Annotated in this window: 17 protein-coding genes and 2 tRNA genes; 11 read left to right on the top strand and 8 right to left on the bottom strand. The window is 56.8% G+C overall.

What is annotated here, in order from left to right:
- The first annotated feature begins 301 nt into the window (after positions 1 to 301).
- From MTP42_RS14265 to MTP42_RS14255, 3 genes are read left to right on the top strand one after another with little or no spacing between them, the layout of a single operon-like run.
- Positions 302 to 1501, top strand: a complete 1200-nt coding sequence (locus MTP42_RS14265; RefSeq protein WP_005934830.1) for a GTP-binding protein — start codon at positions 302 to 304, stop codon at positions 1499 to 1501.
- A gap of 31 nt (positions 1502 to 1532) precedes the next feature.
- Complete coding sequence (locus MTP42_RS14260) at positions 1533 to 2495, top strand: TIGR03943 family putative permease subunit (RefSeq protein ID WP_005934829.1); 963 nt, start codon at positions 1533 to 1535, stop codon at positions 2493 to 2495.
- A 28-nt stretch (positions 2496 to 2523) separates the two neighbouring features.
- Complete coding sequence (locus MTP42_RS14255; RefSeq protein ID WP_097773149.1) at positions 2524 to 2985, top strand: hypothetical protein; 462 nt, start codon at positions 2524 to 2526, stop codon at positions 2983 to 2985.
- A 56-nt stretch (positions 2986 to 3041) separates the two neighbouring features.
- Here the strand turns inward: MTP42_RS14255 and MTP42_RS14250 are convergent, their stop codons facing one another.
- Positions 3042 to 3896 carry an NAD(P)/FAD-dependent oxidoreductase gene (locus MTP42_RS14250; protein ID WP_249257635.1) on the bottom strand — a complete coding sequence of 285 codons (855 nt, stop codon included), beginning with the start codon at positions 3894 to 3896 and terminating at the stop codon, positions 3042 to 3044.
- Between the two features lie 285 nt (positions 3897 to 4181).
- Here MTP42_RS14250 and MTP42_RS14245 point away from each other — a divergent pair, with 285 nt between their 5' ends.
- Positions 4182 to 5189, top strand: coding sequence for an asparaginase (locus MTP42_RS14245; RefSeq protein WP_249257634.1), 1008 nt, complete (start codon positions 4182 to 4184; stop codon positions 5187 to 5189).
- A 39-nt stretch (positions 5190 to 5228) separates the two neighbouring features.
- On the opposite strand, the gene MTP42_RS14240 is transcribed toward MTP42_RS14245, so the two are convergent.
- Together MTP42_RS14240 and MTP42_RS14235 are read right to left on the bottom strand one after the other, a co-directional pair.
- The gene (locus tag MTP42_RS14240; RefSeq protein WP_249257633.1) at positions 5229 to 5561 is read right to left on the bottom strand and encodes a branched-chain amino acid transporter permease; all 333 of its coding nucleotides are present in this window, start codon (positions 5559 to 5561) and stop codon (positions 5229 to 5231) included.
- A complete protein-coding gene (locus tag MTP42_RS14235; protein ID WP_097773153.1) occupies positions 5558 to 6331 on the bottom strand; it encodes an AzlC family ABC transporter permease in 774 nt (257 codons plus the stop codon). The genes MTP42_RS14240 and MTP42_RS14235 overlap by 4 nt, the downstream gene beginning before the upstream one ends.
- A 221-nt stretch (positions 6332 to 6552) precedes the next feature.
- Here MTP42_RS14235 and MTP42_RS14230 point away from each other — a divergent pair, with 221 nt between their 5' ends.
- Positions 6553 to 8070: a sodium/proline symporter gene (locus tag MTP42_RS14230; RefSeq protein WP_249257631.1), complete on the top strand. Its 1518-nt coding sequence runs from the start codon at positions 6553 to 6555 to the stop codon at positions 8068 to 8070.
- Between the two features lie 338 nt (positions 8071 to 8408).
- On the top strand, positions 8409 to 9821 hold the full coding sequence (locus MTP42_RS14225; protein ID WP_249257630.1) for an MFS transporter: 1413 nt from the start codon (positions 8409 to 8411) through the stop codon (positions 9819 to 9821).
- A 98-nt stretch (positions 9822 to 9919) separates the two neighbouring features.
- Here MTP42_RS14225 and MTP42_RS14220 read toward each other — a convergent pair whose 3' ends face one another.
- Both MTP42_RS14220 and pckA read right to left on the bottom strand, forming a co-directional pair.
- Positions 9920 to 10582 (bottom strand): helix-turn-helix domain-containing protein, encoded by a 663-nt coding sequence (locus MTP42_RS14220; RefSeq protein ID WP_249257628.1) that lies wholly within the window; start codon positions 10580 to 10582, stop codon positions 9920 to 9922.
- A gap of 167 nt (positions 10583 to 10749) precedes the next feature.
- Positions 10750 to 12354 (bottom strand): phosphoenolpyruvate carboxykinase (ATP), encoded by a 1605-nt coding sequence (gene pckA, locus MTP42_RS14215; RefSeq protein WP_249257627.1) that lies wholly within the window; start codon positions 12352 to 12354, stop codon positions 10750 to 10752.
- A gap of 448 nt (positions 12355 to 12802) precedes the next feature.
- Between pckA and MTP42_RS14210 the strand changes: the two genes are divergently transcribed.
- The 4 genes from MTP42_RS14210 (at position 12803) to MTP42_RS14195 (ending at position 15454) form a co-directional block, all read left to right on the top strand.
- Positions 12803 to 12877: transfer RNA gene (locus tag MTP42_RS14210), tRNA-Glu, on the top strand.
- 41 nt (positions 12878 to 12918) lie between these two features.
- A tRNA-Asn gene (locus MTP42_RS14205) sits at positions 12919 to 12995 on the top strand.
- 205 nt (positions 12996 to 13200) lie between these two features.
- Positions 13201 to 14262: a tryptophan--tRNA ligase gene (gene trpS, locus MTP42_RS14200; protein WP_005934814.1), complete on the top strand. Its 1062-nt coding sequence runs from the start codon at positions 13201 to 13203 to the stop codon at positions 14260 to 14262.
- A 202-nt stretch (positions 14263 to 14464) separates the two neighbouring features.
- A complete protein-coding gene (locus MTP42_RS14195) occupies positions 14465 to 15454 on the top strand; it encodes a helix-turn-helix domain-containing protein (RefSeq protein ID WP_249257626.1) in 990 nt (329 codons plus the stop codon).
- 52 nt (positions 15455 to 15506) lie between these two features.
- Here the strand turns inward: MTP42_RS14195 and MTP42_RS14190 are convergent, their stop codons facing one another.
- Both MTP42_RS14190 and MTP42_RS14185 read right to left on the bottom strand, forming a co-directional pair.
- Positions 15507 to 15788: a type II toxin-antitoxin system YafQ family toxin gene (locus tag MTP42_RS14190; RefSeq protein ID WP_097773159.1), complete on the bottom strand. Its 282-nt coding sequence runs from the start codon at positions 15786 to 15788 to the stop codon at positions 15507 to 15509.
- Complete coding sequence (locus MTP42_RS14185; protein ID WP_097773160.1) at positions 15785 to 16057, bottom strand: type II toxin-antitoxin system RelB/DinJ family antitoxin; 273 nt, start codon at positions 16055 to 16057, stop codon at positions 15785 to 15787. Before MTP42_RS14185 ends, MTP42_RS14190 begins: the two co-directional genes overlap by 4 nt.
- 169 nt (positions 16058 to 16226) lie before the next feature.
- Here MTP42_RS14185 and MTP42_RS14180 point away from each other — a divergent pair, with 169 nt between their 5' ends.
- Positions 16227 to 16607 (top strand): hypothetical protein, encoded by a 381-nt coding sequence (locus MTP42_RS14180; protein WP_249257625.1) that lies wholly within the window; start codon positions 16227 to 16229, stop codon positions 16605 to 16607.
- Positions 16608 to 16680: 73 nt separating this feature from the next.
- Here the strand turns inward: MTP42_RS14180 and thrS are convergent, their stop codons facing one another.
- Positions 16681 to 18471 carry a threonine--tRNA ligase gene (gene thrS, locus MTP42_RS14175; protein ID WP_097771397.1) on the bottom strand — a complete coding sequence of 597 codons (1791 nt, stop codon included), beginning with the start codon at positions 18469 to 18471 and terminating at the stop codon, positions 16681 to 16683.
- Positions 18472 to 18518 lie beyond the last annotated feature (47 nt).

The raw sequence follows: 18518 nt of genomic DNA, 5'->3' as shown, positions 1-18518 counted from the left end.
TTCTCCTTCATTGAATACAGCCCCGCTTTGGCTTCTCCTTCGCCAAAGTGGGGCTGTGTTTTTGTATGGGTTCTATGCTTTCTGCCCCCGTTCCGGGGGCTTTTTTGTGTCCGGGAGGCAGCGTTTTCTGAAAACGCAGCCAAACTGCAAAAAAAGTTACAATTTTCTCATCAAAAAAGGCGGTTTCCCATTGACAGCCTTGTTATAATAGGAGTGTAAGATTTTTGAGCCAGCACTCTGCGGCTCTGATTGCTGAACGGCCCTTGCGGGCTTTTGGAAAAAGAAAGAGGCATACAGCATTATGACGAATATCGATATTTTCTCCGGCTTCCTGGGTGCCGGCAAGACGACTCTGATCAAGAAGCTCATCAAGGAATCCTTTGCGGGCCAGAAGGTGGTCCTGATCGAGAACGAGTTTGGTGAGATCGGCATCGACGGCGGCTTCCTGAAGGAGTCCGGCATCCAGATCAACGAGCTGAACGCAGGCTGCATCTGCTGCTCTCTGGTGGGCGATTTCCGTGCCGCTCTGCAGCAGGTGGTGGAGCAGTACCACCCCGACCGCATCGTCATTGAGCCCTCCGGTGTGGGCAAGCTGAGCGATGTCACCCGCGCTGTGGAGGGTGTGGCTGAGCATCTGGATGTGAAGCTGAACAGCTTTGTCACCGTGGCCGATGTCAACAAGGTCAAGATGTATATGAAGAACTTCGGTGAGTTCTATGATGATCAGATCAGCCACGCAAGCTGCATCATCCTGAGCCGCACCCAGACCGCCAGCGAGGAGAAGATCGCCGCTGCGGTTGCCATGCTGCGCGAGAAGAATCCCACCGCTACCATCGTGACCACCGCATGGGATTCCCTGACCGGCGAACAGATCCTGAAGGCCATGTCCTCCAAGGACGATTTCAAGGCAGAGCTGATCGCCATGGCTGCCAAGGCCAATGAGAAGCACGCCGAGGAGGACGAGGAAGAAGAGCACGAGCATCATCACCATCATTACGATGAGAACGGTGTGTGCAGCTGCGGCCATCACCACCATGATCACGATGACGATGACGACGATGATGAGGACGAGCACGAGCATCACCACGACCACGAGGACCACTGCTGCCACCACCATCACGACCACGACCATGAGGATGACCATGATGAGCATGAGCATCATCACCACGATGAGGACGGCCACTGCTGCTGCGGCCATCACCACCACCATCACCACGATCACGATGCCGATGAGGTGTTCACCAGCTGGGGTGTCGAGACGGCCAAGAAGTTCAGCAAGGCAGACATCGAGCATGCACTGACCGAGCTGGACGGCGGCAAGTACGGCATGATCCTGCGCTCCAAGGGCATCGTGGACGGCGGTGCCGACGGCTGGCTGGAGTTCGATTACGTCCCCGGCGAGTGGGAAGTGCGTCAGCGCGGTGCCGACGTGGGCGGCAAGCTGGTCGTCATCGGCTCCAAGCTGGACGAAAAGGCCATTGCCGCACTGTTTGGCTGCTGAGCTGCAAGTTGTGTAAGGAGAAAAACCGATTATGGCAAACGAGATCCCGGTTTACCTGTTTGTGGGCTTCCTCGAAAGCGGCAAGACCAAGTTCATTCAGGAGACCTTTGAAGACCCCAATTTCGACTCCGGCGACAAGACCCTGCTGCTGGTCTGCGAAGAGGGTGAGGAAGAATATAACGAAAAGAAGTTCGCCTTCCCCGGCGTGACCCTGAAGGTCCTCGAGGATAAGGCGGAGCTGAACCCCCAGAATCTGGCCAAGCTCGAAAAAGAATCCGGCGCAGGCCGTGTGGTCATTGAGTACAACGGCATGTGGCTGCTGCAGGATCTGGCCAACAACCTGCCCGAGAACTGGATCGTCTACCAGTGCATTGCCACGGCCGACGGCACCACGGCTCTGACCTACGCCCGCGACAACTCCATGCGCTCTCTGCTGCTGGACAAGATCGCCCGCAGTGAGCTGATCGTGTTCAACCGCGCCGAGGCCGTGAACAACGATGCCGCCCGTCAGGAGCTGCACAAGCTGGTGCGTCAGGCCTCCCGCAAGTGCGATATCGCCTATGAGTTCGCCGACGGCAGCGTGGCATATGATGACATCCCCGACCCGCTGCCCTTCGATCTGAACGCCCCGATCGTTGAGATCGGCGAGGACGATTTCGGCATCTGGTATATGGACTGCCAGGACGAGCCCCAGAAGTACGTGGGCAAGACCGTCCGGTTCCTGGCGCAGGTCTGCCAGACCAACCGCGCGGGCAAAAACAGCTTTGTGCCCGGCCGTTTTGCAATGACCTGCTGCGTGCAGGATATCCAGTTCGTGGGCTTCCCCTGCAGCTATGATGGCTACAAGGCACTGGAGCAGCGCGCCTGGGTCACTGTGACCGCCAAGGTCAATTACAAGTTCCACAACATCTACCGCGGCAAGGGCCCGGTGCTGACCGCCATTTCGGTGGAGCCCGCCGAAAAGCCGCAGAACGATGTCGTAACATTCTCTTAATCCTAACTTATACAGGGAGGACTTCACCATGAAAACTCTGTTCCGTGTTTTGGGTGCCGCTGCCGCTGTGGCTGTTACCGGTGCCGCCATCGTCGTGCTGGACAAAGTTCTGAACGACAAGGACCCGCTCCACGTCGAAAACGTGGAGTTCCCCGAGGAAGCTGAAAAGGACCCCGCCGAGGCCGAAAAGACTGCCGAAGCCTACGCCGAGGGCGAGGCCAAGGAGACCGCTCCCGGTGACGCATGGCCCCCTGCCTTTGAAAAGGCTCCTGCCGAGCCCGAGACTGCTCCTGCAGCCCCGGTGGTGGAAGCTGCCCGGGCAGAGGAGACTGCCGAGGAAAAGCCTGCGGCAGAGGAAACGACCGTGAATCCTGTGGAGGCAGGCCCTGCCGTTGCCCCCAAGGATGAGAACGGCAAGTTCGATACCACCAAGATCGCGGAGGCCAGCGATTTCACCGGCATCGAAGAGGAATCCGGCTGCAAGAGCTGAGCAAAGCAATAAAAGGACGCTGTGCCCTGCGGCACAGCGTCCTTTTTCTGTCTGGGTCATTTCCGCAGGGCTTTGGCGGCTTCGGTGCCTGCCACGGCACCCTCGTACACGGCCTTGGCGACCTGCAGCAGCCCGCCGGTGCAGTCTCCGGCGGCATACAGGCCGGGCAGGGAGGTCTGCATGTGGTCATCCACCACGATCCGGCTGCCGTTCACCTCGGCCCCCAGCTTGCGGGCCAGGGCGGTGCTGCCCGCCACGCCCAGCGCCACGAACACGCCGGAGACTTCCAGTGTCCCGCCGTCTTTCAGCTGCACGCCGGTGACCCGATCTTCGCCGAGGATGGCTTCCACGGCTTCCGTCTGCACGGCCACCTCCGGCGGGAACTGTGCCGTCAGCGGGGCCCCGCCCGTGAGCAGGGTGACACTGTGGACCACGGGCAGCAGGGCCTGTACCTCGTGCAGGGCGTACTCTCCGCTGCCCAGCACGGCCACATCCCTGCCGCGGTAGAAAAAGGCATCGCAGGTGGCGCAGTAGCTCACGCCGTGGCCCTCCAGCCCGGCAAGGCCCGGAATGCGGGGCGCTGCCCGGGAAGCACCTGTGGCCAGAATGACAGCATCGGCGGGAAAATCCCCGGCCAGCGTCTCCACGGTCAGCTTGTCGGTGTAGGTCAGGCCCACGGCCTCGGTGGTGACGAACTCCACCCCCACGGCCTTGGCACCCTCGATGCCCCGGCGTTCCAGCTCGGCACCGGCGATGGGTTCGGCAAAGCCGTAGTAGTTCTGGATGAGCTCGGCCCGGTCCAGTGCGCCGGGGCCCTTGGTCAGAACGGTGGTCTGCACCCCGGCGCGCGCGGCATACAATGCCGCCGAGACACCTGCGGGGCCGGAACCGATGATCACAATGTTAGACATGGCAGTTTCTCCTTATGGTAGGTTTGCTTTTGTCCAACCTCTCCGTCATTGCTGCGCAATGCCACCTCTCCTAGTAGGAGAGGCCTTGGCAAAGAGGCAAGGCTTTACGCAATGCCAAGGGCTCCCCTACTAGGGGAGCTGTCGAGCGGATGCGAGACTGAGAGGTTGAGGACTGTTTGATCTTATGATAACTATTATACCTCAACTCCCCGCACTTTTCATCTCCGACGAACTGTGCTATACTGAAAACATCGCAAAAATCGACACCATGGAGGGGAAAAACCTATGTCCAAGCAGCGCCTGCTTTTTATCACCACCGGCGGCACCATTGCCAGCGTGCGCACCGCACAGGGGCTCAAGCCTGTTCTGACCAGCGAGGAGCTGCTGGCCCATCTGCCGGAATTGCAGCAGCTCTGCTGCCCGGAAACGCTCAACCTGTGCAGCATCGACAGCACCGACCTTGGCCCGGAGCACTGGCTGATGATGGCCAAGGCCGTGCAGGAAAACTATGCACTTTACGATGGCTTTATCATCTGTCACGGCACCGATACGCTGGCCTACTCGGCGGCGGCGCTGTCCTACCTTATTCAGAATGCGGACAAGCCCATCATCCTCACGGGTGCCCAGCAGCCCATTTCCAATGAGATCACCGATGCCAAGAAGAACCTGCGGGACAGCGTGATCTGTGCCCTTGACCCGGGCAGCCGGGGTGTGATGGTGGTGTTTGGCGGGCACGTCATTGCGGGCACCCGCGCCAAGAAGAACAAGACCATCAGCTACGATGCCTTTGCGTCGGTCAACTTCCCGGCGCTGGCGCTGGTGCAGGGCGACCGGCTGGTACGGTATGTGGCTTCGCCCTGGCCTACCGGCCCTGTGGAGTTTGGCCGGGCGCTGAACCCAAAAGTGTTCCTGCTCAAGCTGACCCCCGGCCTTGGACCGGAGCTCATCCCGGCCATCTTTCAACAATATGACTGCGTCATTGTGGAAAGCTTTGGCGTGGGCGGCATTCCCCAGCGGCTCATGGATGCCTTTGCCGAGGAGCTGGGCGATTACGACAAGACCCACAAGATCCTGATCCTGACCACGCAGGTCACTTATGAGGGCAGCGATGTGGGCATTTACGAGGTGGGCAAGCGGGTCAGGAACCGCTTCCGCTTCCTGGAGGCCCACGATATGACCATTGAGGCTGTTGTCACCAAGGTCATGTGGCTGCTGGCCCAGAACTGCGAGAACTTTGACCAGCTCCAGCAGCGGTTCTACCGGCAGATCAATTTTGATACATTCTATCATTGAAACAAACGGGAGATGCCCCACCGGCACCTCCCGTTTCTGTTATGTGAACACCAGCTGCACCAGCAGCACATAACACACCGTACCGCCGGTGATGGAGACCAGTGTCTGGTGCTTCCACCGGTGCAGGGCGATGGTCACAGCAATGGCAATGGCCTCGGGGATGCCGTGACTGCCCGCAAAGGGTGTGACTCTTTTCAGGCAGTAGAGGATCAGCATTCCGAAGATGGCGGCGGGCAGCACCCGGCCCAGATACTGTACCACCTCGGGCGGCTGCTGGTCCTTGGAGGAAAAGATCAAAAAGGGCAGAAAGCGGGTGAGCATGGTCGCCGCCGTGCACACCGCAATGGTCAGACCCATCTGGAACATGGTCATTGCGCTGCCTCCTTCTGCTTTTCCGTTTGGCCGGGGACGATGCCGTCGGCCCGCTCAATGGGCTTGCGCAAAACCAGCAGCAGCACCAGAATGCAGGCCATGGAGGGCAGCAGGAAGCTGCCGGAACCAAAAAGGACCAGGCAGACCAGCGGCACGGCCAGCCCGATGATGCCGCTGTAATGCTGCTTTTCCTTTTCCCACTGATTGAGGAAGATGACCACGAACATGGCGGTCATCACGAAATCCACGCCCTTGGTGCTGAAGGGGAGCACCGACCCCACCACGGCCCCCAGACCGGCGCTGGCGACCCAGTAAAACTGGTCCAGCAGAGTGATGAAGAACATGAACCAGCCCCGGTCGATCCCCTGCGGCGGCTCTGCAGAGCAGGTGATGGAAAAGGTCTCGTCGCTCATGGCAAAGATCATGTAAAAGCTGCGCAGGCCGTAGCCCTTGTACCGCTCCAGCATGGCCAGACCGTAGAACAGGTGCCGTGCCTGGATCATCAGCGCCATCAGAAAAGCCGACAGTGGGGAAAAGGTCCCCAGCAGCAGGCTTGCCAGCACAAATTCCAGCGAGCCGCCGTAGACCACGGTGCCCATGAGCATAGGCATCCAGACGGGCAGGCCAAGGCTCTGTACATAGATGCCATAGCCCATGCCCAACACGAGATATCCTGCAAACACCGGCACGGTCTGGGGTGCGGCGGCCCGGAAGGCCTGCCACACCACACCGGAGCCCGGTACAGCCTGTATGGTTTTGGATTCTTTCATATACACTAACCCCCTGGATTGGTAGTATAACAGATTTCCGGGATTTTGCAAGAAAAATCCCGGGGCCGGATGTTTCCGGTCAATTTGAAAACTTTTTGTCCGTCACTCGTGGACTTTTGGCGAATCAGGACAAAGTTTTGCCAAAAGACTTGCACTTTGATGCTTTACTGTGGTAAAATCGAAGCGTACTTTCATTTGGAAAGACAAGGGGGAAAAAGTATATGACCAACATCTGCATCATCGCCACCATCATCATCTATCTGGTGGCAATGCTGTTGGTTGGGTTTGCATACAGCAAGTCCAACAACGACAGCACCGATTTCTACCTTGGCGGCCGCAAAATGGGCCCGCTGGTCACGGCCATGAGCGCCGAAGCCAGCGATATGTCCAGCTGGCTGCTGATGGGAATGCCGGGCCTTGCCTACCTCACCGGCATCGCCTCGCCCGGCTGGACCGCCATCGGCCTGGCGCTGGGCACCTGGCTGAACTGGCTCATCGTGGCCCGGCGGCTGCGGCGGTATTCGGCCAATCTGGAAGCCATCACCGTGCCGCAGTTCCTGTCCCTGCGCTTCCACGACCAGCGCAATCTGCTCAACGCACTGGGCGCGGTGATCATCATCGTGTTCTTTGTGCCCTACACGGCTTCGGGCTTTGCCGCCTGCGGCAAGCTGTTCCACAGCCTCTTCGGCGTGGATTACATGGCGGCCATGGTGGTCTCGGCCTGCGTCATCGTGGGCTATACCATCACGGGCGGCTTCCGCGCCGTTACCACCACCGACCTCATCCAGTCCATCGTGATGAGTCTGGCCCTTGTGGCTGTGCTGGTGTACGGCATTGGCGCGGCAGGCGGCTGGGATGCCGTTGTAGCCAACGCCCAGAGCCTGCCCGGTTACCTGACCATGATGGCCAGCCACAACGCCGCCGAGGGCACGGCCACCTCGTACAGCCTGCTGGACATCATCTCCACCATGGCGTGGGGCCTGGGCTACTTCGGAATGCCCCACATCCTGCTCCGCTTCATGGCCATTGAAGATGAAAAGAAGCTGGTACTCAGCCGCCGCATTGCCAGCGTGTGGGTCGTCATTGCCATGACCGCCTCCATCATCATCGGCATGGTGGGCCTTGGCATGACCAAGGCAGGCGCGCTGGAGTACCTGAGCGGCTCCTCCAGCGAGACAGTCATCGTCCGCATTGCAAACCTCATTGCACAGCACGGCATTCTGGCAGCCGTGCTGGCGGGCCTGATCCTGGCGGGCATTCTTGCCGCCACCATGTCCACCGCCGACAGCCAGATGCTTGCTGCCGCGTCCAGCGTCTCCCAGAACATCCTGCAGGAGTTCGGCCACATGAAGCTGACCGAACGCCAGAGCCTGTTTGCTGCCCGCCTGACCATCATCTGCGTCAGTGTGGTGGGCGTGGTGCTGGCCCGTGACCCCAATTCCAGCGTGTTCGGCATCGTCAGCTTTGCATGGGCCGGTTTCGGCGGCGCGTATGGTGCCGCGATGCTCTGCGCCCTGTTCTGGAAGCGTTGCAACTGGCAGGGCGCGCTGGCCGGGATGCTCGCCGGCGGCCTGATGGTCTTTGTCTGGAAGTACCTCATCAGCCCGCTGGGCGGCGTGTTCAGCATCTATGAGCTGCTGCCCGCCTTCCTGACCTCGCTGCTGGTCTGCGTGGTGGTCAGTCTGGTCACCCCCGCCCCCTCGAAGGAGATCGAAGCCGAGTTTGAGGCGGCAAAATAAGAAACAATAGAAAGCAAGGGCCATTGCACAGATTCTCGTGCAATGGCCCTTGCTTTATGCTCGGCGCACAACGCCGTTCTCAACAAAGAAAAGATTCGGCTAAGAAAAAATATTTTGTATACAAAAAAGAAAAAGATTGCTTGTGCAGAATCACGAAAACGCTGCACGAATTAAAGAATACAACAAGAAATACTTTTAAATCGTAAATTCTTCAGGCGGAATCGTAAAAAAATTCTAACATTTTGGAAAGAGATGCCGTATCATGGATTTATAAATATGCATACGGCTTGCGGGCCGTGTGCCAAAATTGTCCGGAAATTTGAGGAAGGAGTATTTTCATGGGAAAATCAACAGTGGATGCGTCTGCAGGGTTTGGATTGCGTGATAAACTTGCGTACGCAGCGGGTGACTTTGGCTGCAATATGAGTTTTGCGCTCAAAGGCTACCTGACGATTTATTGGACGCAGTTTATGGGGATCGACAACTACCTGATGGCATCCCTTCTGCTGATCGTGCAGATCTGGGACGCAATCAACGATCCGATTATCGGAGCAATGGTAGATGCGGATACGCATAAATACCGCCGGAACAAGTTCCTTGCCTATATCTGGTTCGGTGCAATCGGCCTGACCGTGGCCGGTGCACTCTGCTATCTGCCGTTCCCGCAGGCTCCCGGTATGGTCAAGAATATTCTGTTTGTGGCAGGCTATATGATCTGGGATGCTTTCTACACCGTTGCAAATGTGCCGTATGGCTCGATGCTGTCTCTGATCTCGGATGACCCGATCCAGCGTGCACAGCTGTCGACTTTCCGCTCCATTGGTTCTATGGGCGGTGCGCTTCTGACCGGTATGCTGATTCCGGTGATCATTTATGATAACCAGAACAACCTGCGTGGTGAGCAGATGTTTGTCATTGCTCTGATCATGGGTGTGATCGGTCTGATCTGCTTCCGCTTTATGGTCACGAACACAAAGGTGCGTGTGGACACCACGATCACGCTGAAAGAGGATGCACCGAAGTTCAACATCATAAAGGCATTCAACAACTTTATCCATAATCGCCCGGCTGTGGGCGCAACGCTGGCACCTATCGCAACGTTTATTGGTATGTATGGCGCCTCTACTGCAGGTCAGATCCTGTTCCAGGCTTATTTCAAGAATGCAAAGATCTCCGGCCTTGTGGGTATGATCTCCTACTTTGGCGTTTTCATCTTCAGTCCTTTTGTGAGCCGTATCGTCAAGCGCTTTGGCAAGAAAGAAGCCGTGACCTTTGGTTCGGTCGTCTGTGCGCTGGCGTACGTCCTGATGCTGGTTCTGCCCATTACACCGGACAGCCGGGGCCTCGGCCTTTATGTCCTGTGTCAGGTCATTGCAATGCTGGGCGGCGGTATCGGAAGCTGCCTGAGCTGGTCTCTGATGGCAGATGCGATCGATTATAACGAGTGGAAATTTGGTGTGCGAGAAGAAGGCACTACCTATGCACTGCACTCCTTCTTCCGTAAGCTTGCACAGGGCATCGGACCTTCTCTGGGCCTTGTTCTGGCAACCAAACTGGGCTATGATGCATCTCTGAAGGCTGCACAGACGATCGAAGTGGCAACCCGGATGCGCTATCTGGTGCCGGTCATGTATCTGGGAAGCTATATCGTGATGATCATTGCGTACGGCGTGGTGTTCAATCTGGACAAAAAGACCCTGGCGCAGATGGAAAGCGATCTGAAAGAACGCCGGGCAAAGAACGAAAAGTAAATGATCTTAAAATCAGAGGAATAGAAGAACGGAGAAACTTCTGATAAGATGATAGAAAGCCCTCCTTTCGCTTGTGCGATGGGAGGGCTTTCCTTTTTTCAGTTGATCAGAATCGCCATCATCTCAGCGCAGGGGACCACGAAGCCGAACCCAAAGAAGAACAGTAGATCGAACACAAACTTCCAGAGCCGGACAGCAGGGGAGCAGAAGTTCATGGAGCGGGTGACGGAGGCACCTATCTCACCCCAGTGTCGGTAGTAGCCGGTCTGCTCAAAGTTGTTCCAGAGCTCCAGCGAGAGAAATTCTATCCCGACGAACAATGGGAAAAACACCCAGGAGGGAAGCCAGCCGTCTGCCTGCAGGTTCCCATTGCTCAGGGTACGCCAGTGGACGGCCATCCGGCCCGGGCAGGCGAGGATGCCCCAGATGGCCAGTGCGGCACTGAGCCAAAACAAAACTGCCCGTACCGAGCGCCAGTCAATGGATTGTTGACGGCGCAGCAGGGTAAAGAAATCTTCCAGCGGGACTTCCGGTGCAATATCTGCTTCCTGCGGGTCGCGGCAGTGCATCAGGTCGGCAAGGGTCAGCCCCAGCGCGTCGGCCAGTGGTTCCAGCGTGTTGATGTCCGGCAGACCGATTCCACGCTCCCATCGGCTGACAGCCTTATCTGTTACATGCAGCTGCTGGGCCAGCTCTGCTTGTGTTAATCCCTGTGACTTGCGCATCCGGGCGAGAAATGCCCCAAATGTTTTCGCATCCATTGTGCTCACATCCTTTGGAAAAAGGATAGCATACCACGCACCAAAAGGCAATCGACGCTTTGTTTACCTGCTCCAAAACACAAATCCCCCGCCGCCTGTTCGGTCAATGGACAGGCAGCGGGGGATATTTTATATGGAGTTCAGAAGAAAAATGCTGGGATCAGAGCTTACAGCTGGGGGCCGGCAGAGACCAGAGCCTTGCCGTGCTCGTTACCCTCGTACTTCTTGAAGTTCTTGATGAAGCGGCCAGCCAGATCCTTGGCCTTCTCCTCCCACTGGGAAGCGTCGGCGTAGGTATCGCGGGGATCCAGGATGCCGGTGTCAACACCGTTCAGGACGGTGGGAACCTCGAAGTCGAAGTAGGGGATCTTCTTGGTGGGCACGTTGTTGATATCGCCGTTCAGGATAGCATCGATGATACCACGGGTGTCCTTGATGGAGATGCGCTTGCCGGTGCCGTTCCAGCCGGTGTTGACCAGGTAAGCCTTAGCGCCGCTCATCTTCATCTTCTTGACCAGCTCCTCAGCGTACTTGGTGGGGTGCAGCTCCAGGAAAGCCTGGCCGAAGCAAGCGGAGAAGGTGGGGGTGGGCTCAGTGATGCCGCGCTCGGTGCCTGCCAGCTTGGCGGTGAAGCCGGACAGGAAGTAGTACTGGGTCTGCTCGGGGCTCAGGATAGAGACAGGAGGCAGAACGCCGAATGCGTCAGCAGACAGGAAGATGACATTCTTTGCAGCAGGTGCAGAAGAGATGGGGCGGACAATGTTCTGGATGTGGTTGATGGGGTAGGACACACGGGTGTTCTCGGTGACAGACTTGTCAGCGAAGTCGATGTGGCCCTCAGCATCCAAAGTGACGTTCTCCAGCAGAGCGTTGCGCTTGATGGCGTTGTAGATATCAGGCTCGGAGTCCTTATCCAGGTTGATGACCTTTGCGTAGCAGCCGCCCTCGAAGTTGAACACGCCGTTGTCGTCCCAGCCGTGCTCGTCATCGCCGATCAGCAGACGCTTGGGATCGGTGGACAGGGTGGTCTTGCCGGTGCCGGACAGACCGAAGAAGATGGCAGTGTTCTTGCCCTCCATATCGGTGTTGGCGGAGCAGTGCATGGAAGCAATGCCCTTCAGCGGCAGGAAGTAGTTCATCATGGAGAACATGCCCTTCTTCATCTCGCCGCCGTACCAGGTGTTGACGATGACCTGCTCCTTGCTGGTGATGTTGAACATAACAGCAGTCTCGGAGTTCAGGCCCAGCTCCTTGTAGTTCTCGACCTTGGCCTTGGAAGCGTTGTAAACAACGAAATCAGGCTCAAAGTTCTCCAGCTCCTCAGCGGTGGGCTTGATGAACATGTTGGTGACGAAGTGTGCCTGCCAGGCCACTTCCATGATGAAACGGACAGCCATGCGGGTGTCCTTGTTTGCGCCGCAGAAAGCATCCACAACGTACAGGCGCTTGTTGGACAGCTCCTTCTTTGCAATCTCCTTCACGGCAGCCCAGGCTTCCTCAGAAGCGGGGTGGTTGTCGTTCTTGTACTCGTCGCTGGTCCACCAAACGGTGTTCTTGGAGTTCTCGTCCATCACGATGAACTTGTCCTTGGGGGAACGGCCGGTGTAGATGCCGGTCATAACGTTCACAGCGCCCAGCTCGCTGACCTTGCCCACTTCGTAGCCTTCCAGGCCGGGCTTGGTCTCTTCCTCGAACAGCTGCTCGTAAGAGGGGTTATACACGACCTCGGTCGTGCCGGTAATGCCGTACTTGCTCAGATCTACCTTTGCCATGATACTTATACCTCTTCTTTCGTTCAGATCAATTCTGATCGCGCGACGCACAGGCCCTTAGCCAATGGGCAGCGCGGGCGATGAAGAAATACAGATGCGTATTCTCCTGTTTATCATTATACATAAAAACATTCCAAAATCAACCAGAGGGGACAAAAGGTTCTTATAAATGTAACAAATTTCATTCAGAATCTTAGCTGTTTGAAGTGATTTCATAAGAAGGAAGGGGAACCGCGGCGAACAAAATAAAGAAAAGAGACCCAAAACACAACTTTGATAATATTTTGTCGATTCTGGATGCAACTGGGTATCCCAGAATGGAAAAACCGGGGCGGGAGGCCCGCAGCACAAATTTCTGAAAAACTTGAAATTTCCTGTTGACAAAGTACGACTGCTATGCTAAAATAATCGAGTCGGGAGCGAAACCCCGATGCGAAAATGGACGTATGGCCCGTTGGTCAAGCGGTTAAGACAGAGGCCTCTCACGCCTTTAACATCGGTTCGATTCCGGTACGGGTCACCATTTTATAGTAGTAAAACGGCTGTATGCCGTTTTATATAGATGCCTCTTTAGCTCAGTCGGTTAGAGCACCTGACTGTTAATCAGGGTGTCGCCTGTTCGAGTCAGGCAAGAGGCGCCAGTAAAGCGATGGAAATGTTCCATCGCTTTTTTCTTTTTGTTGACAGCGAATGCGGCGGGGGATATACTTATAAATAACGATTAAACCTCTCAGTCCGCCTGGCGGCGGCCAAGGGCTCCCCTGGTAGGGGAGCCCTTGGCAGAAGCAGAACGTTTTTCGGAAAAGGCAAGGCGGAGCAAGGAGACTTTTGAGGAGAAGAATTACAATGAAACAGATCATTCTGACCGGCGACCGTCCCACGGGCCGCCTGCATGTTGGCCACTACGTTGGCTCTTTGAAGGAGCGCGTGCGCCTGCAGAACACCGGCAAGTTCGACGAGATCTATATTATGATCGCTGACGCGCAGGCCCTGACGGACAACGCCGATAACCCGGAGAAGGTCCGCCAGAACATCCTGCAGGTGGCACTGGACTATCTGGCCTGCGGTCTGGACCCCAACAAGGTCCACATCTTCATCCAGTCCATGGTGCCTCAGCTGACAGAGCTGAGCTTCTATTATATGAATCTGGTCACGGTGAGCCGCCTGCAGCGCAACCCCACCGTGAAGAGCGAGATCCAGATGCGGAACTTCGAGACCAGCATCCCGGTGGGCTTCTTCACCTACCCCATCAGCCAGGCAGCGGATATCACGGCATTCGGTGCCACCACTGTGCCGGCCGGTGAGGATCAGATGCCCATGCTGGAGCAGTGCCGCGAGATCGTGCACAAGTTCAACGCCGTCTACGGCGAGACCCTGACCATGCCTGAGATCATGCTGCCCCAGAATGCCGCCTGCCTGCGCCTGCCCGGCATCGACGGCAAGGCCAAGATGAGCAAGAGCCTGGGCAACTGCATCTACCTGTCGGATGAGCCCGAGGACATCAAGAAGAAGATCATGTCCATGTACACCGACCCCAACCACCTGCGGGTGCAGGACCCCGGCAAGGTGGAGGGCAACCCCGTGTTCATCTATTTGGACGCTTTCAGCCGCCCCGAGCACTTCGCCGAGTTCCTGCCGGAGTACCAGAACCTCGATGAGCTCAAGGCCCACTATCAGCGCGGCGGTCTGGGCGACGTGAAGATCAAGAAGTTCCTCAACGCCGTCATGCAGGCCGAGCTGGAGCCCATCCGCAACCGCCGCAAGGAGTGGGAGCAGCGCCTGCCCGAGGTCGTGGAGATCCTGAAGGAAGGCAGCGCCGTGGCTGAAAAGACCGCTGCCGCCACCCTGGCCAATGTCCGCAAAGCCATGCGCATTGACTACTTCGCGGATAATAACCTGCTGAAGTAACAAATAGTAGAAACAAAGCCGCCTGTGCCCATGCGATTATGCTGGGTGCAGGCGGTTTTTGCGTGGCTGCAACCGCTGGTTGACAAATTTCAAGCCGCAATTGGTGGTTGTCAACTGGAAAATCTGCTATGATAAGACCACAGGAACCTGTCCGAAGATCGATCCACACCCGCCGCACTGCGGCTGAAATGAGGAATACAGTATGATCTTAGCAGAAAAAATTGCCCTGCTCCGCCGCCAGAATGGATGGAGCCAGGAAGAGCTTGCCGATCAGTTGAACGTTTCGCGTCAGGCTGTCTCGAAGTGGGAGGGCGGAACGTCCATCCCCGACTTGGATAAAATACTGAAGCTGAGTGCTCTGTTTGAAGTGAGTACCGACTACTTATTAAAAGATGAGCTGGAACAGCCCGATGCCACGGCCCCGCTGCCGGAGGAAGAGCGGGTGACAGAACCCTGCCGCACCGTCTCACTTGACGAGGCAAACGCATATCTCAGCACGGTGCAGGCCGTGCATGGGAAGATTGCGGCGGGTGTGGGCTTGTGCATCCTCAGCCCCATCGCGCTGCTTGTTCTGGGCGCATGGAGCGATGGTACACCCAGCGAAGAGCGGATGGCATGGCTCGGTGTTATCTTCCTGCTGCTCTTCGTCGCGCTGGGGCTGCTGCTCATCCTGCCCGCCGCCATCCGGCTGGAAGCGTTTGAATATCTGGAAAAAGAGCAGATCGCCCTTGCCTATGGTGTGGAGGGCATCGTGGAGCGGCAGAAACAGGAGTATGCGCCCACCTACCGCCGCAGCATGACCCAGGGCGTGGTGCTCTGTGTGCTGGCCGTGGTGCCGATCCTGGGTACGGCCATGCTGGAAGTACCAGACTTCTGGGTCGCTGCCGCAGTCGGCCTGCTGCTGGCCATTGTGGCCGGTGCAGTACAGTTGCTCATCCGGGCCGGGATCACCCAGGGCAGCTTTGATAAGCTGCTGCAAACGGGGGAATATACCGTCCGCGAAAAGTGGACGAACCGCCGCGTCGGTTGGTTTGCCGGGGCCTACTGGTGCCTTGTAACGGCGGTGTACCTCGCTGTCAGCTTCTGGAACAACAACTGGGAAAAGAGCTGGATCATCTGGGCCGTGGCCGGGCTTGTCTTCGCCGCCCTCTACTCCGCCGTCCGTGCGTGGGCAGACCGAAAAAATCAGTAAACGAACAGCGCCGCTCTCCCGGTCATGGGAAAGCGGCGCTGTTTGTTTCGCATTATTTGTTGAATAAATCGCTGTGGCTACCGGTGCGGGCCAAAGTCAAAACGAGCACATTGTCTTCGATGCGGTAGATGAGCAGCCAGTCTGGCTGGATGTGGCATTCGCGATGGCCGATCCAATCGCCGGTCAAAGCGTGGTCTCTGTTTTTCTCTGGGAGCGGTTCCCCATGTGATAAGGTGCGGATGATATTATCCAGAAGATCAATGTCGAGATGCCGTTTTTGAGCAAGTTTGTAGTCCTTCTTGAATTGGTTCGTCCAGACGATATCGCGGTTCATCGCTTCAACTCCCGAAGAGCCTCTTCTACATCAGAATAGTGCTTTACATTCGGGTCTTTTGCAATGCGTTCCGCTTCCAACATGGCGGCCATGGTTTCCTTGTTGGGCTGATCCATCTTGATCTCAAAGGGAATGCCGCCGTCACGCAGAGACTGACGGACAAAGACGTTGAATGCGGTGGAAAGATTCATGCCCAGCTCTGCAAACAGGGCTTCTGCCTGTGCTTTCAGGTCGGAATCCATCCGGATGCTGATATTCGTGGTTGCCATAAAAATCAACTCCTTTCAATTGAATTATAATGCATTGCACGAAAAAATCAATGCATTGCACGAAAAATTAACACAAAAATTCGGAAAGGCAAAAATCAACTGTTCGATTCTTGCAAAAACAGGAGAATATGATATACTTAGGCCAGAATCATAAAAGGAGGGCTGCGAAATGAAACAAAAAGGCATCTGGCTGAGAAAAGGTCTGGCACTGTACCACCTGGCCCCGTCCGAACTGGCACTGGCGCTGCTGGTGCGGGAAAAGCCACTGACAGCGCAGCAGCTCTCTGCGGCGTTGACAGAAAAGGGAACCCGGCTGGATCGTAAACAGTTGGGAAAAATTCTGGCAAAGCTGGAACGTGCAGGCGCAGTTGAAACGGCGGCAGGAAAATACATCTGCCAGAATGAAACGATTCTCCACTATCCGACGACGTACAGTGAAAGTCAGCTGCTGGATATTATCGGCATGACCCAGAACACCGTAAATGGTCAGGCGGTATTCAGTGGAGTGCCGCCTATGAGCATCAGCTCCCGTGGCAGCAGCGGGGTTTGAAACAGGATATTATAAAACAAGCGCCGTGCTCCCGGTTTGGGAACGCGGCGCTTACTGTTTATTTCAGGCGAAATCAGTTGTTATATGCGCGGGTCTTGATCTCCTCGGTGACCTTTGCGATGAATTCATCCACTTCCATCGTGGTGGTCTCGCCCTTGCGGTCACGGACAGAGAGGTTGCCGGCCTCGGCTTCCTTTGCACCCAGAACCAGCATGTAGGGCACACGGTCCACCTGCTGTGCGGCACGGATCTTGTAGCCGATCTTCTGGTTGTCGTCGTCCAGAGCCACGCGGACACCGGCCTCCACCAGCTTCTCGGTGATGCTCTCCGCATACTCGAGGGTCTTTTCGGAAACGGGCAGGACCTTGACCTGAACAGGTGCCAGCCAGGTGGGGAACTTGCCCTTGGTCTCCTCGATCAGGTAGGCCATGAAGCGGTCCAGGGAGCCCAGGATCGCACGGTGCAGGACAACGGGGGTCTTTTCGGAGCCGTCCTTGTCCACATAGGTCAGGTGGAACTTTGCGGGCAGGCAGAAGTCCAGCTGGCAGGTGGACAGGGTGTACTCAGCACCCACGGCGGGCTTGACGTTCACGTCCAGCTTGGGGCCGTAGAAGGCGGCCTCGCCGATCTCCTCGGTGAAGTGGATGCCCAGCTCGGTCAGCACCTCGCGCAGAGCATTTTCGGCGTGGTTCCACATGGCATCGTCGTCGTGGTACTTCTTCTTGTCGGCGGGGTCACGCAGGGACAGAACGCAGCGGTAATCGGTGATCTTGAAGTCCTTGTAGGTCTCGAAGATCAGGTTGCAGACATCGGCGACCTCGCTCTTGATCTGCTCCGGAGTGCAGAACAGGTGGGCATCGTTCTGGCAGAAGTGGCGGCCGCGCTCAATGCCCTTCAGGGTGCCGGAGGACTCGTAGCGGAAATCGTGTGCGATCTCACCGATGCGCATGGGCAGGTCACGGTAAGAGTGGGGACGATTTGCGTAGATCATCATGTGGTGGGGGCAGTTCATCGGGCGCAGGACGTAGCTCTCGCCCTCCATCTCCATGGCGGGGAACATGTTCTCGCGGTAGTGATCCCAGTGGCCGGAGGTCTTGTACAGGTTCACGGTACCGATGCAGGGGGTCATCACGTGCAGGTAGCCGCGTGCACGCTCCTTCTCCTTGATATAGTTCTCCAGCTCCTGCCAGACGGTGTAGCCTGCGGGCAGGAACATGGGCAGGCCGCGGCCCACCAGGTCGTCGGTCATAAACAGGCCCATCTCCTTGCCGATCTTGCGGTGATCGCGCTCACGGGCCTCCTGCTGCTCCTTCTCCCAGGCTTCCAGCTCTTCCTGGTTGTGGAATGCCACACCGTTGATACGGGTCAGCATCTTGTTTTCCTTGTCGTTCTTCCAGTATGCGCCGGACTGCTGGGTGATCTTGAAGGCCTTCAGCGCCTTGGTGTAGGTCAGGTGGGGTCCGATGCACATGTCAACGTACTCGCCCTGCTGGAAGAAGCTGAACTCAGTCTCGTCGGCTAGATCAGCCATGTGCTCGATCTTGTAGTGCTCCTGGCGCTCCTCCATCAGCTTCACAGCCTCGTCACGGGGCAGGATGAAGGGCTTGATGGCCAGATTTTCCTTGCAGATCTTGCGCATCTCTTTTTCGATGTTGGCCAGATCGTCATCGGTGAGCTTGGTGTCGCCCAGATCGACATCGTAGTAGAAGCCGTTCTCGGTGGCGGGGCCAAAGGCAAAGTCAGCCTCGGGGTACAGGCGCTTGATAGCCTGCGCCATGATGTGAGCAGCGGTGTGGCGGATAACATGCAGTTCCTGGTCCTGCGGGCACTCGTCCACATGGCCGTCTTTGTAGATGATCTTCATAGTGGTTCTCCTTTTGATGAAAGTTAAAACAAAAAAGCGCTCCATCC

The sequence above is a fragment of the Faecalibacterium sp. I2-3-92 genome, from assembly GCF_023347315.1.
Classification (GTDB): Bacteria; Bacillota; Clostridia; order Oscillospirales; family Ruminococcaceae; genus Faecalibacterium; species Faecalibacterium duncaniae.
The sequence above is the reverse complement of the archived record's forward strand: the minus strand, read 5'-3'. Positions and strand labels throughout refer to the sequence as shown.